This is a genomic window from Acinetobacter sp. WC-141 (assembly GCF_000313935.1).
GTDB lineage: Bacteria > Pseudomonadota > Gammaproteobacteria > Pseudomonadales > Moraxellaceae > Acinetobacter.
The window spans coordinates 1-14,688 of sequence record NZ_AMSS01000051.1 but is presented as its reverse complement, the minus strand read 5'-3'; the positions used below and the strand labels follow the sequence as shown (position 1 = coordinate 14,688).

Below are 14,688 nucleotides of genomic sequence, written 5' to 3'. Positions count from 1 at the left end.
GTTTCTGGGGCATACTCAAGAATGAATTAGTGCATCATTGCAACTATAAAACCAGAGATGAAGCTAAAGCAGATATTACAGAATACATTGTGTTATTTTATAATCAGCGAAGAATTCAAAAGAGTTTGGATTTTAAAACGCCAAATCAAATAGCAGAGAACTTTTATCGGTTAGCTGCCTAGCATATCCCAAGTGAAAGTCTCCTGCTAATTCAGCACATATCAGAGCTTGATATTGCAAAGTTTGGATTACTACCGAGCTGGGCGAAAGAATTGAAGTTCAGCAGTCATACTTATAACGCCAGAACTGAGTCTGTAGCAGATAAGCCTAGCTTTCGACATGCTTGGAAGTACAGCAAGTTCTGCCTAGTCCCAGTACAAGAATTTTATGAGCCGAAATACATCAATGGCAAGCCACACTGGTACACCATCAAGCGTAAAGATGATCAGCCTTTTACTGTTGCAGGGATCTATGATGATGCAGTGATTAATGGCAATAAGGTACGTTCCTTTTCAATGTTGACCATCAATTCGGACCATCACCCTTTTATGAAACAATTCCATGCACCGAAGGATGAGAAGCGATCCATCATCGTTATTCCAGAACAGTACAGAAAAGACTGGCTAACAGCCGATCATGAACATGCGCATGAATATTTCTTTCAAATGCCCGATGAATTCGTCACATTTCCACGCGATGAGCAGAAACAAAACGTCTTATTCTGAGCATCCTTGTTTATCCACAACTTTTTAAATTTGAATTTTAAACGCTGTTAGTAATATCCTATTTAAACAAATTCTACTTCCAAACACGCCTCGTAGCGTAGGAGTATCTCATGTCTAAGAAGTTGCCTATTTACTTCTCTGACGACGCATGGTCATCTTTACAAGAGCTCATGGGTCCAGAGGGTAAACCAAGTCCTACCATCAACACCGTGCTTGAACAAATCGCTGTTCAAAATGAGCTTGTTGAAAAATTAGGGCTTACTGCTGTCCTACCCAAATCCAAAGTATCTATTCCCGTCTCTTTAGAGCGTATTCCTGCAGGTCCGGCCTTCAGCACCAAGGATGAGCAAGACAAAGCACTCGATCTGAATGAGTTCCTGATTCACAACCCTATTTCTACTTTTATTGCCTATGTAGACAGTGAATCCATGCTCGATGCTGGCCTAGAGATTAATGATCCAATCATTATTGATCGCAGTATTGAAGCCAAGCATTACGATATCGTGGTTGCCCTGATTGATGACAATGCCTCAACCATTAAGCGGCTGATGATCACCAATAAGATGTCCAAGTCTGAAATCAAAGAAATATTTGGAGATGAAGATTATCCGCTTCCAGAACTTTGGTTGAAGGCTGAAAATTCGAATTACAATCACATCATTCCTGATGATAGTCAGACCATATCAATCTGGGGTGTGGTGACTTTTAATTTAAAGCGTATTTATCACCGCTCATAAAAAGAAGAATAACCATGCAAAGTGAAAATGAAATATTCGCGTTAGTCGACGTGAATAATTGCTACGTCTCGTGTGAGCGTGTGTTTAATCCTGCCTTGAATGATCGCCCAACCATTGTGCTCAGCAACAATGACGGCTGTGCCGTGGCCAGAAGCCAGGAAGCGAAAGACTTAGGCATCAAGATGGGTGTTCCTGTATTCCAAATTAAAGAGCTGATCAAACAACATAACATTCAGGTGCTATCCAGTAATTTCTCCTTATATGGCGAAATGTCCAAGCGCTTTATGGAGCTGCTTGGGGACTATGTTGCACCAGGAGATCAAGAGGTCTATTCCATTGATGAATGCTTTCTGAAGCTCACAGCTTACGAGCATCTATTTGACCTGACTGTATATGCTCAAGACATGAGGGCTAAGGCTTGGCGTTGGTTAGGCCTACCCTGCTGTATTGGAATTGGTCGCTCTAAAACCGAAGCCAAGATTGCCAATCATCTCGCCAAGAAAAACAAGTTCTTCAATGGGGTCTGTAATCTGGCCCATATGGACCCATGCTCTACAGAAACGCTACTCGCGCAGGTTGATGTGTCTGAGGTTTGGGGCGTAGGCAGACAGAACTGTAAGAAGCTCAATACTATGGGTGTTCAATCTGTGCTGGATCTGATCAATGCCAATCCTAAAGAAATCAAAAAGCAGTTTAGTATCGTGATGGAAAAGACGGTGCTTGAGCTACAGGGCCTTTCTTGTATTGACCTTAGTGATGATACTGTAGCGAAGAAGCAAATCATCAGCAGCCGTTCATATGGCAACCCAGTGTATGAAATGGATGACATTAAAGCTTCGGTTCGGCTTTATGTGGCCAGAGCCGTGAAACGAATGCGGGAAGATGGCTCAATCTGCAAGATGATCGGCGTGTATATCCAAACCAGTCGCTTTGATAAGACAGAGCGCTACTCGCCTTACATCGTCGTTCAAATGCATGAGCATACGGATGATCTACTGCTCATCACCAAGGCCGCGATGAAAGGCATCGATCAGATATTTAAGAAAGGCTTTAAGTATAAAAAGGCGGGAATCGTGCTGCTCGAAATTACAGATCAATCCAAGTTTGTGCCCGATCTATTCACGGACTATTCACATAAGCAAGAGCGAGAAAGGCTTTCAGATGCCATCGAAGCCATCAGTGAACGGTTTGGGAAGAATCTCGTCACGCTAGGCATTGCCAACAATAAAGAAGCCACATGGCACATGAATCAAAACCTTAGATCACCTTCGTATTTAACCAAATGGTCTGACTTACCAAGAGTAGGATAAAAACATGCACTTATTTAAATTAACTGACGAACAACTCGCACAAATTCTTATCCCGAAACGATTTGTACCACCTACTCCACCTGAACATGAAGGCAAGAATATGGTCTATGTATTTGATAGTGAGGATAAGTTTGAACTGACTTATGATGAGCTGGTGGAAATCATTAGCAAAGCTAGAATGGCTGGTCCGAAGTTGATACCTGTCTTAGGCACCGTGAATTAAATTGTGCAGTGTTCGCACGCCACTTGAAACATAACTTGATTGGAAATGAATTTGGGCTGAGAAAAATTCAGTTCAAATTTAACCTGACGGGCACACTAAAAAATGGGTAATTGTCAGATCGAGTTTGGACTACAACACTTTAGCTCATCGATTTACCAAAGTGCTAATCTTTACACTATTGTCTAAAATCCAGTGACCAAATTGTGATGCTAAAGCTTTTAAATTCCCTTTATTATGAATCAAAGTTAGTATGATGCTTTTCATAAAGACAGTTTACTTATAACCAGAGAGATTTTTAAACAATTCCCCTTTTAGTTTGCTTAGGCTATTTCAACCAGAGTTCATCTTTTTGCATCATTTTTAACATTAAATTAAATATAACCAGCGGAGTAACATTTTTTTTGTTAGAGCCGACAACTCTTTGAAAACTAAATTTAACGGTTCGCTCAGGAGCATCCAAATTAACTGGGTAGTTTTGTTTTTCTAAATACAGATGATCTCCTAACATTGGCTCTATACCAGTAATAAAATTAACAATTTGTTGCTCATCACCTTTCATTCGGCATTGAAAATGTAGAAAATTCTTACGCAGTTTTCCAAATAATAATAATATTTTAAGCGCCTTAACCATGTTCTTTTCTTTCAGTGCATCTTGCTGCCTATCATCTTTATAATGAAAATCAAGGAGAGGAATTATTTCATCTGGACGAGTCAGTTTTTTAGCCTTTTCGTAAAGTTCATCAAACCAACTCTCTTCTAAATTCTTACTATAAACATAATTCGTTTTTAAATTAAATTTTTGGCGATCCATCCATTTAGTGCTCATCCATTGACATCGTTGCATCCATTCTTGAGCTTGGGTATCTTCGCTTAAACGACCTTCTCTAAAACTTATCAAACGTTGAAAAGGTGTCAGAGTACTCTTCTCTATACTAAACTTCTTTTCTTGTCGGCCAGCCATCGTAACTGGCTGTGTTTGCTGATAAGAATTAAACCATTTCTGCTGCTGAGTATAACGATTTAGGTTTATGTAGTCTGTACTTGACTTCACTGGACTAAAACACTGTTCTAATACTTTTTTTGAAATGATACACGGCGAATTATAAATTCGATCGACTGCTAATAAATCCAAAACATGAAGGTAATTTGAAGCCGTTTGCTCAATACTGCTATGCCCCATCCAAGAGGCGAGCACCTGCCATTTATGTTGAATAATCTCTTCTTGAGCACGTGCTTTCATACCAAACAATAAATCCCTCATCTTTTTTGCTTTTACCCAAGGACAATCTGTGTAGGTCTTGATCATTTCTTTTGAACCGAGCAAAGTTATTGCTAGATAGTTAGCAGCACTGTGGCGTAATGTATGAAAACTAAAGCCATGATGCATACCTAATATTTGACTAAACAAATCTACTGTAATTTTGCTGATACATTGATCAGTTAATACACGATGATTCACACTAAAAAGTAGATCATCCTGCTGATTAACCAAATATTGCTCATAACGATGTTGTATGTAACGTTGTACTACTAAAAACTCATGTTCTGACAATGCAATTTTCAATGGTATTTGACGATTCGCACTTCGCGTTTTCAGACGGCGATATGAATTGTCTTGGATATGAAGCGTGATATTATTAAAAACTGTATTTTCTTTTTCTTTATAAAGTAGCTCTGGGCAAATAATATCTTGTATTTTAAGACAACGAACTTCATTTAATCGAAGTCCAGTTCTATAACTTAGTAAATACATCAGCTTTAAACAACTCAGATGATCGACCCACTCTGATGCCGTTGGCTCTTGACTTAAATTTTCTAGTTTTTCCAATAATTTGCCAAATAGCAAAGGACTCACTAGCCGTGCATTGCAAATTTGTAAATGCTTAAAACTTGAATTCTGTAGCACCAATACCCCTGGAGCATCATAATTCTCTATACAGAATTGATGAAAATCTTTTAGGCGACCAAAACGGTATTCTGCGCTTTGGTGCATCTTACGAGAGGTTTTTCCTTTCACCGAATCTCGTTGAACTGCTTTTTCATCACGTTCACTGCTGTATTTCAATAGCTGCCGATATAAATCCTCATAGTCATCTATGGATTGTTGCTTTAAATCTAATTTATTGAGCCAAATCTCAAATATAAATTCTTTGCCAAACGATCCTAAGTAGCTTTCAATAGTTGATAATTGAAGCCCTCGTTTTTTTAAATGCATTAACCAGTGAATTAAGCGTAGTTGAGCATCAATTAAAGACTTTTCCTCTGTATTAGCATCAACTATCTTCTCCTCTAACACCCTTCTAGTTTCTTGCCAAAAACGTAGCGTGCGTTCTTCTTTATTCCTCTTTTTATCTAAACGCTCAACTTTTTGACCTTTACGTTTCTTTTGACCAAACAACATCAACTCATACGGAATCGTTTGTAATTTGCTTTGAACAGTCGGAACTTCAGGAAGTAACTGCTCTTGTTCAAAATGAATAGGGCGATTATCTGGTTCTGTGACTTGATTGTAATCATTATTCCACAGCAATCTAAATTCGGATGGCCTTAAAGCAACAGTATTAATCTCTTGCTGAAGCACATTACTCAAAAATATATCTATGCTGAGGTTTGGATTAAATTCGAGTACCATTTGCACATCATTAAATGCACGAAATCCACGGCGTTTAATTTGATATTGCAGATCCCCAAGACTTTTTTTCCTGCCTATCTTACTCAAGCTTTCTAAAATACAATCTTCAACTGAATGTTGCAGACAAAATTCTTTCTGAGTAGCTTTCAACTTTTTTAAATATTGCAAAATGAACTGCGCATATGGGTTAAAAAAAACATGTTTCCATTGGTACAACTTTCCCTGTTCTACATCGTTGCCATATTGAGAGTTTTCAACACGATAATGTAGTAACAATGGATTAGTGATTTTTTTGTAGTCCGAATGGTATAACCGAAAACAATTCAGATCTGTACCAAGCTCAATGGCCTCCTGCAATTGCTTCTGAATAGCAATCAAATGCTGTTCATCTGCACAGCCTGAAATATATATAAAACTTAAGCATAAATTTCCCCATAAGTACTTTGGTTCATTCCAATATTCAAATGAATCTTGCCAATACTGCCTTAATTCCTTAAGTACATGGATATGTAGATGCCCCTGTTCTAACCGTGACTCTGTACTCTCAATTTTTCTAGGCAGTACGATCCGTTTAGTATGTGGATTTAGCTTAATTCTGTATGATTTTTTATCTACATTCTGGTTGAATTGCTTCCTTCTTTTATTAAATTCATCTTCAGTAAATTGCATCAGTTTTGATTGTTCGTCTCGGCTCAACTTTTGACTCAAACAATCAACACTATCTTTAATGTCATGCCATTTTTCAGCGATCTGCTGATCAAGTTTTTGCTGCATTTCTTTCGTCAATACTTCAGGTGGAGAAGGCTGTCTATCTAGCGACTTTTTCACCATTTTATGAATATCAACAAATAGATCATCTAGTTGTGGTTTTATTAGTTCTTTGATTTTTTGCATACAACTATTTTCGCTCTAAGTGTTTAATCGATAAAGATTTGACATTATCTTGCAATTGCTGGCGGGCTTGCTGTACATAGACATTCGGGATAAGTGAAGAATGCGGATGAAAAGCCTCTCGGTCACGTTGGTCATGACCATACAGGGCCTGAATTAAGTGAAAAGCTAATGCTGGTTTACCCTCTTGCTGCTCATGCATCAAAAAGTTCATGTCAAAATGACGTAACCAATTCGAATACATATTCTTTGGAAAGACTCCTTGCATATATGAATTCACCCATTTTCTCGATAAAGGGATTAACTTAATTTTCCTGCTCTGCCATTCTTTGACAGTTATCGGCAAGATATCTTTACTAAAAATGACCTTACCAAAAAGATCATTTACAGTTATCTTCTTCTTTGCAAAGACTTGTCTAAAAAATGAACCGTACGCTTCAATAATTTGTTCTAAAAAGGCAGTGTAATTTTGCAGTGTTTTTATGAAAAAATCAGATAAAGGGATAAAACGACCATCTTTTCTTGCTTTACTATTTTTTTTATCATTCACATATAAAAGCTTGAGCTCAACACAATAATCATCCAAATTCCCCAACAGGTTTTTTTTAGGCCGACTTGCCAAACTCAACAAACTGATATGCCACATCCAACACGCATATGCATTAAGTTGATTAATAATGTGCTTATCTTCTTGGATGTTTTCGTGACAATGTCTATGTAAAATATGGAATTGCTCTTTCACAAAATTGGGTTCAAGTGCCAGTTGGCTCCCTATCCTTCCTATAGATAATGCAGATTGCACTTTGAATTGTTGTTGCAATATTTTTAGTTCAGCCGTGTCTTCAGTAAAATGTGTGGAATGTGGTGTAAGTGCTTTTTCTAAAAAGGCTAGATATGTGCTACTGAGTTGAGTTTTCGGTAGCCCGCCATAATAGATACCAGGCATGTGATGCTGACTATCCCGCCCAGCAATTACATGAGCAAGATATTCATTATATGTTTCATAATATATATGAAAATATAATTGAGCCTGCAGTTTTTCTACAGTGATCGAACCTACAAACCGATTATCAAGCCAATTCTTAAGTTTCGTATTAATGTGTGTTGATGAAATTAGTGGATTCGATGCTTGTTCTATATAGTCAAACCAAGCAGAAGGTAAATGTAGTTGATGTGTCATCACTTCATTCCACCGCACATGATTTAAGCTCTTAATCTTCTGCTCTGTAATTTTAAGATTTAATTTGAGTAAATATTCGCGACGTCTACTTGAACCATTCTGGATCAAAATTCCATCTTGAATAAGCTCGTTAAAATCCATCAGTGCGACGGGTGATAATCCCGTCAAAAGTGACAATAAACATGCTGCAGCGATTGCAGCATCCCTCCAGTGCCCGGATAACTCGGTTCTCAACACATAAACAATTTGCTTCAGTATATCTGGCGCCAAATAATGTGGATTTGTAACAAAAGGAGCATGACGGCGCTGGCGATGCCGCATTAGATGCGTCGCATTATCGCTGAGTATATAATTTAAATTTTTAGACTTTTCATCTTCTGAATAAAACTCCATTTCAGGATCTAATAGATCAACTTCACCCTCTTCATCTTTGTGAAGAGCGGCATCATAAATACTGATCTTTGCGTTATGTCCAATATCTACTTGCTTACCCGTTTTAATTTCACGAAATTTTTTGAGTTCATTTTTCGTCGGCCATTGCAAAACTTTACTTTTTTTTGACTTACGCTGACGATGAACAACACGACGATCATCAAGTCTTTTAAAAATTATTAATAGAGCCGATAAATACTCTATGGCTTGTACTTGTTTGAAATCTTTAATATTAAAAAGTTGATTACGATCCTCCTTTTTCAAGTTACGTTCGTACATGACATAGCGATTTAGTAGCTCACTGCATTCTTGAAATAATTCAGCATGATTAGAATCCAGAACATATCGTGATACATAGCGAAAGAGATCACAAACATGTTTTTGCTTATTCTCAGCTTTATCAATTTTTGCAAATTCTTGATACTGCCGATATGTTAAAAAACTCGCTTGTAGAATCAAATAACGTTCAGACGACAGCTCTTGAGTATTACTAGTAGTCGGGCATGCAAAATAACTTAAAGAAGCTAGATAATAATATTTACCTAATTGTCTAGAACTAGATATATAGCCATATATCTGTTGTGCTTCCTTATATAGAGCATGGGCTTTTTCACGTAAATCATCTGATAGATCGACAAATTGTGTATTCACAACATGATTGCGTAATAAACAATAATCTTTTTGGAATTTTTCTGCTAAATCTAAGAATTGCTCTTCTGTTTCAATCTTTGGCATATTCGCTTTCGCTTAATTTTTTATCAAATTGCATTGGTTAAATTCATTACGATCTGAACAATTTGGTAAAAGTTGATCTTTTATTGAACTCTTTGTCAGCTTAAAAAATCTAGCAAAAAATTTAGCATCCAGCTCTTTCTGAGCTTTTCTCTCAAAGCACAAGTGTTGCTGTGATTTTTCGATAAAATCATCAAGATTATGTATCAACTGTAAGATTGCAACATAATTAGAATGTACACGTAAGCATGGCTCCGTTTGCATTAATAGCAATATTTTTTGCCAAATTTTCACATAGATTATTTTGAACTTTGCTTGTACTACTACTTTCTGGCTCTGTTTAATCTTTTTGATTTTCAGTAGTTCTGAGTTAATTTTTACTATCTTAAATTGAACATTTTGTCGCTCAAAGCAAAAGGGCATGATAAATTGCCCCATAAATATCTCTATATTTTTTACTAAATAGTCAAATTTTAACATTTTTATCGATATAAAAAATGAGCATATCTTTGTATATTAAAATTCATTTAATTTATCAACTAAATTTTCTCAAAATTACAATTATCAACAAATACATATGGTTTACTTATCATGGGTGGTCTAAATTTTAAAAATTCTTCCACTTTTTTTTAGTTTTCTGTTATTACATGAAACAATACCGTTGTATTACATTTTGAAATGCTGTGTATGCAGCATTGATCAAAAAGATTCTCTGCTATACTTACTTCACGTGTAGCATCAATGGAGTTTCGAAATGCTCAGAACCACTGAACAGAAAAAAAAATATATTCAAGCGACACGTGCGCAAAACTATCAAGCCAGCCTAAAGCTTGAAGGCATTACAACGACAGCTCAAACAACTCAACAAAGTAAAGCTGAAATCTTGCAAAAATATAAGAAGTATTCGCAACCCGAAACTTAGTCAGGTGCATGTATGGATAAATATGGGGAAATGGGTGACAGCCTGTATTGTTACCCTGGCACAAATATCCTAAAGAACAAACTCAATATTCATGATGAACAAATTTTAGAACAAGCTGAACTAGAACTGTCTGGATTGGCAAGTAACTTAATTGAATATGCTGAACCACCTTACGACTTACAATACTTAAAATCAATTCATGCGCAGCTCTTTGGCGACTTATACGACTGGGCAGGAAAGTTAAGACAAATCGATATTTCCAAAGGTGACACCCGTTTTTGTAATTTTTCCCGTATTGAAATTGAAACCAATAAACTACTCAAAACGCTTCAAGAAAAAAAATACTTTCAAGGCTTAGCACCACAACAACTGATTCCTCAACTTGCCGACTTGTATTGTGAGCTTAATGTCATACACCCATTCCGTGAAGGTAATGGACGTACACAACGGATTTTCTTTGAGCATCTGATTGCTCATTGTGGTTATGGTATTGATTGGTCTCGCATTGACTCTCAACAACAATGGATTCAAGCCAATATTGAAGGTTTTTATGGTAATTTAAATCCATTAATTAAGATTTTTGAAATATGCTTTATTCAAAATACCTAAAATTTAAGTAGTCGAAGCCCACAATCCTTAATGAGCCATCATCTTTGCTTCAATCCACTGATTAATTTCCCAAATAAACCAACAATCACGATTCTTAGAAATCTTAATACTCTTCGGGTAATTTAGGATCGTAATATTCAGATTACTTATCCAGAATTGAATAGATCGTTAACTTAGATAGACTTTTAAGCAATGTAACTTGCCGCATGTTTATCAACATATGTCTCAAAAAAGTCTGCCCATACATAGATTTATGGCGTTTAGTGCTTAAATTTCAGATTAATCTTCGTCTGATGACCTGAATGGATGTTACAGATTACATGCAGGTGAATTACTCTGTGGCTGTATCATGGCTTTTGTGCAATCCAATCCATTTGATCCGAATGTTCTCTTTTGCAATAAAGCAGCCTCTTCTGCTTTTCCTGAACCAACGAACTATGTCATTGATTTGATTCAACCGACAACAGTGATGCTGAATCAAATCTCCAAAGAAGGGATTAAATGCAAGAAATGTGGTAAGAAAAAGATAGGGGATGGAAGTTATTATCCGTCTAATTGGAACCAGCCCATGAGTCGAGATCAGTTGAGTAAGAATCATTTTAAATGAATAAGAGAAGGATGGCTTACCTCACTTCTCCGAATAACAATGCTATGCTTTTCAACCAAGGTTATAAATTGGCAACTACATTTCATTCTTCTTCATGCTGGTCCTATAGCCTGTAGACAATTACTACATCATTTGCATTCAATGCTCAATACAGCCTGTCAGCAGAACCGCAGCGATACTTTTTTTCGTGCATACATGTAGTGTTTAAATCCATTCATTTTTCAATGATCCTCTGCCGTTTATCACATTTATGGTCGATCTTTAACCTTGTGAAAAATGCACATACCGATCCCTTCAAACTGTCAAATTTATGTATGCATGACATTTAAAGAAAATTATCTGATCAATTTTTTTAGGTAAAATTCATCAAGAAAAAGTTATTATTATTCATAACATCACCAATAACCACATAAAAACAATAATTTAATAAATTATTCTTCCAATTTTTTTATATTTAGTGTTATTACCTCTAAATCCATGTTTACCACCTTCTATTACATAAGTAATTTAGAAGTATCCACGATATAAATTGCTTGCCCTCACACCTCTCCCCTCTCACGCCCAAAAAATTTATACTGAAAGGCAGATTAAGCCCGTTCGAGTTACATATAGCCGCATGCTATATTGAAAGCATTAAGAAAATATCCTCAATATTTATAGGATTTTTAAAGTATGAACTAATTTTCGAAGAACCCTTTCTAAGTAATGTGACCTATTAGGAAAAATGAAAATACTGAAATCTCCGTATCAACAATCAGTCAAAGTACATCCTGATGATTTTCTGTAACCGATACCCAAGGACTATACCTACCCTTCTGATGTGCTGTGCAACAAAGCCCTCCTTAGCCACACTATAGCTATAGATTAATTCCATTATTTTGTGATTTAATTAAATTATTCATTCTTAAGACCCAATTTAATGGATTTATATTTCACTAAACCAGAAGAAGTTGTGACTCTTTTAGGTGAGCGTTTACGTAAGCAACGACTCTTTCTGGAGATGTCTCAAGCTGAGGTAGCAGCACGCGCTGGTGTCGGCGTGAATACAGTTTCGAATCTTGAAGCGGGACGAAATGTATCTGTTGAAAATTTAGTCCGTATTGCAATGGTCTTGGGTCGATTAAACGAACTTCAGGAACTATTTAAACCTCAGCTTAACAGTGTGAATGACATTCTTCGCTATGAGAGTCAAAGTAAGCGCCACCGTATTAAGAGGAAGGGATAATGCTCAATAGACTTAATGTTTATTACAACGGTTGGGGCGAATCATGGTTATGGGGAACGCTGATTAGTTCAACAGCCACGACAGGTAGACCCACCATTGCTTTTGAATATAGTCCAGAAGCAATACAGCAAGGTGTTGAGCTCTCTTCTTACTTGCTGCCTTTAAAAGGTCTACCATTCAGACAAGGTTTTCCTACTCATCAAATGGGACTCCCAGGTCCAGTCTATGACGCTTTACCAGATGGTTGGGGCATGATGTTGATGGATCGATATTTCAAAAAAATTGGCTTAAATTCAGCACGAATTGGACCTTTGGAGCGTCTGACCTATATTAGTAGTCACGCAATGGGTGCCCTCTCCTTTGAACCTTGTGTTGCTGACATGCAAACCTCAGAAAATATCCCTTTACAACAACTGGCCCAGGAAGTTCAAGAAGTACTCAAAGGTGAAGGTGGTGAATTTCTACAGCATTTATTGGTCATGGGTGGCTCCCCTCAAGGTGCCAGACCAAAAGCGTTGGTTTACCGAGATCCTGTCAATTTAGAGTTTTCGACTCAAGATTCTGATCAACATGAAGCCTGGCTGATTAAGTTTCCTGCTCAGCAAGAGCATCCTGAAGTCTGCGCCATTGAAGCCGTCTATGCAGAATGTTTGCGACTTTGTGCAATTGAGACTCCAGATACCCATTTCTTTAATTTGCCCAATGGTTTAACGGCTTTTGCTTCTAAACGATTCGATCGTCAAAATGGTATGCGGATTCCAATGCAGAGTTTGGCTGCATATACAGGAGCAGACTATAAAGTTCCAGGTAGCCTAGACTATCGCAATTTTCTCCGGGCAACCTTGATGTGTACGCAAGATGTACGAGAAAGATTGCATGCTTTTAAACGTGCTGTGTTTAATGTGCTTTTCAATAATCGGGATGACCATACTAAGAACTTTTCATTTCTCATGGAGAAAAATGGTCAATGGAAATTGGCTCCAGCCTATGATGTGACCTTCTGCGAGGGTCCAGGTGGTTATCATCAAATGGACATTATGGGAGAAGCGCTCAATATTTCCCGAAATGACATACATAAACTCGGTACTTCAGAAGCTAATCTGACTACTCTAGAAGTCGATGAGATCATCTTGACCATGCGTGAAATTGCACTTCAATTTAGTCAAATTGCGCAGCGCCTGTATCCCCATCAAATTCGAGAATCTACCCTACAGATGATTCAATCACGGATTCAACAGAATATTGATTTTTTAACTGAAACCTAAGCGTAAATATAAACTAAGCGCCAACCATCAACTGCAAATAGACTTTGATATAGTTAGTCGCTACATAATCTGTAGAACCTGTGAATTAGCTCTCTTTATAATCACGAATATTAGATGGATCACCGCCAAGATATATTCTGCAAACGTGAAATCACTACATCCAGATCGAAAATCACTAAGAAAAAACTGTCACCAAAAAAAGGTCTGCACTATGGATAGATGCAGACCAAACTCTGGATAACTACCAGCACGAGAAATATGTCGCAATTTTGCATAGACATGAATTTGATAAAATCAGCCCAGAAAGCCAGAAATTCATAAAAACTATTTCATCAATCCCCTATAACTTAATCACGTTCATGGTCGATCTTAAATCTTGTGAAAAGTACTCATGCTGACCTAGCCAAACTGTAAAACTCATGTATTCATAGCCTTTAAATGAATCTTTCAATCGGTATATTTAAGGTAAAAACTAGTAATCAGAAGTTATTATCACCCCCATATAAAACAAGGATCAACTTAAAAACAATAACTTAGTAAATTATTCTTCCATTTTTTTATATTTAGTGTTATCTCATTCACTTGGCTCTGAAAGTTTCTCGCACTGAGTTTATATGCGGACCAATTCGTTGTACGGTAGATTTTAGTTGCTGGCTTCTTCATTCGGAAATTATATTGCTGAATCAGACCTTACAAACAGCTTTGTGCAACAAAGCCGTCTTTAAGTACTTTTTTTAAAGGAAAAATCATCGACTTAAATCTATATTTCCAACAGTGCCACTTTTATCGCTTTAGCACCTCAACTCATTTAAGTGGCGTAACTTACATAACTTATGCATCCCATTTAAGTGACCTCAGTTATAGTATTCCGTGTCAGGAATTTGTCCACTTATTCCAATGATGATGAGAACTGCAGCATTGACTTAGATCGCCAGTGCTCAGTACTGGCCATCATGTAGCTTTTATCGCTTTAGCGCCTTAACTTATTTAAGTGGCGTAACTTACACAACTTATGCATCCTATTTAGGTGACCTCAGTTATAGTATTCCGTGTCAGGAATCTGTCTACTTATCAGCGTCCGCGGAACTGCAGGATTTCTGCTTTGTTGTTCGCAACGAGGGCTAATTCTGGAGTTCCGTATAAGGCATAATCAATAACGACATCTCGACTGATAATCAGTGCAGTAACTTTAGCCAAT

12 protein-coding genes and 1 pseudogene are annotated in these 14,688 nt (G+C 37.1%); 10 read left to right on the top strand and 3 right to left on the bottom strand.

Translation table 11 applies throughout. The features are described 5' to 3' along the window. The 5 genes and pseudogenes from ACINWC141_RS19610 to ACINWC141_RS10575 all read left to right on the top strand — a co-directional run. A partial coding sequence (locus ACINWC141_RS19610; RefSeq protein WP_155757892.1) for an IS3 family transposase occupies positions 1 to 182 on the top strand: 182 nt, incomplete at its 5' end. A gap of 42 nt (positions 183 to 224) precedes the next feature. Further along, a pseudogene (locus ACINWC141_RS10590) lies at positions 225 to 725 on the top strand (SOS response-associated peptidase); the annotation flags it as partial. 110 nt (positions 726 to 835) lie between these two features. Continuing rightward, positions 836 to 1,462 (top strand): LexA family protein, encoded by a 627-nt coding sequence (locus ACINWC141_RS10585; protein ID WP_000038641.1) that lies wholly within the window; start codon positions 836 to 838, stop codon positions 1,460 to 1,462. 14 nt (positions 1,463 to 1,476) lie between these two features. After that, a complete protein-coding gene (locus ACINWC141_RS10580; protein ID WP_001190352.1) occupies positions 1,477 to 2,772 on the top strand; it encodes a Y-family DNA polymerase in 1,296 nt (431 codons plus the stop codon). A 4-nt stretch (positions 2,773 to 2,776) separates the two neighbouring features. Beyond that, positions 2,777 to 2,995, top strand: coding sequence for a hypothetical protein (locus ACINWC141_RS10575; RefSeq protein ID WP_000550047.1), 219 nt, complete (start codon positions 2,777 to 2,779; stop codon positions 2,993 to 2,995). A gap of 325 nt (positions 2,996 to 3,320) precedes the next feature. Here ACINWC141_RS10575 and ACINWC141_RS10570 read toward each other — a convergent pair whose 3' ends face one another. The 3 genes from ACINWC141_RS10570 to ACINWC141_RS10560 are packed head-to-tail and all read right to left on the bottom strand — an operon-like array spanning position 3,321 to position 9,342. Next, complete coding sequence (locus tag ACINWC141_RS10570; protein ID WP_006582679.1) at positions 3,321 to 6,521, bottom strand: tyrosine-type recombinase/integrase; 3,201 nt, start codon at positions 6,519 to 6,521, stop codon at positions 3,321 to 3,323. A 4-nt stretch (positions 6,522 to 6,525) separates the two neighbouring features. Next, positions 6,526 to 8,865, bottom strand: a complete 2,340-nt coding sequence (locus ACINWC141_RS10565; RefSeq protein WP_002058482.1) for a hypothetical protein — start codon at positions 8,863 to 8,865, stop codon at positions 6,526 to 6,528. A gap of 12 nt (positions 8,866 to 8,877) precedes the next feature. Further along, complete coding sequence (locus ACINWC141_RS10560; RefSeq protein WP_000911011.1) at positions 8,878 to 9,342, bottom strand: hypothetical protein; 465 nt, start codon at positions 9,340 to 9,342, stop codon at positions 8,878 to 8,880. Between the two features lie 274 nt (positions 9,343 to 9,616). On the opposite strand from ACINWC141_RS10560, the gene ACINWC141_RS19605 reads away from it, so the two are divergent. From ACINWC141_RS19605 to ACINWC141_RS10540, 5 genes are all read left to right on the top strand, one after another. After that, positions 9,617 to 9,784, top strand: a complete 168-nt coding sequence (locus ACINWC141_RS19605; RefSeq protein WP_002125865.1) for a YhfG family protein — start codon at positions 9,617 to 9,619, stop codon at positions 9,782 to 9,784. Positions 9,785 to 9,796: 12 nt separating this feature from the next. Next, complete coding sequence (locus ACINWC141_RS10555) at positions 9,797 to 10,393, top strand: putative adenosine monophosphate-protein transferase Fic (RefSeq protein ID WP_004826955.1); 597 nt, start codon at positions 9,797 to 9,799, stop codon at positions 10,391 to 10,393. A 349-nt stretch (positions 10,394 to 10,742) separates the two neighbouring features. Further along, a complete protein-coding gene (locus ACINWC141_RS10550) occupies positions 10,743 to 11,000 on the top strand; it encodes a hypothetical protein (RefSeq protein WP_004726728.1) in 258 nt (85 codons plus the stop codon). Between the two features lie 919 nt (positions 11,001 to 11,919). Continuing rightward, positions 11,920 to 12,225, top strand: a complete 306-nt coding sequence (locus ACINWC141_RS10545) for a helix-turn-helix domain-containing protein (RefSeq protein WP_000366814.1) — start codon at positions 11,920 to 11,922, stop codon at positions 12,223 to 12,225. Beyond that, positions 12,225 to 13,490, top strand: coding sequence for a type II toxin-antitoxin system HipA family toxin (locus ACINWC141_RS10540; RefSeq protein WP_000934717.1), 1,266 nt, complete (start codon positions 12,225 to 12,227; stop codon positions 13,488 to 13,490). Before ACINWC141_RS10545 ends, ACINWC141_RS10540 begins: the two co-directional genes overlap by 1 nt. Positions 13,491 to 14,688: the final 1,198 nt, after the last annotated feature.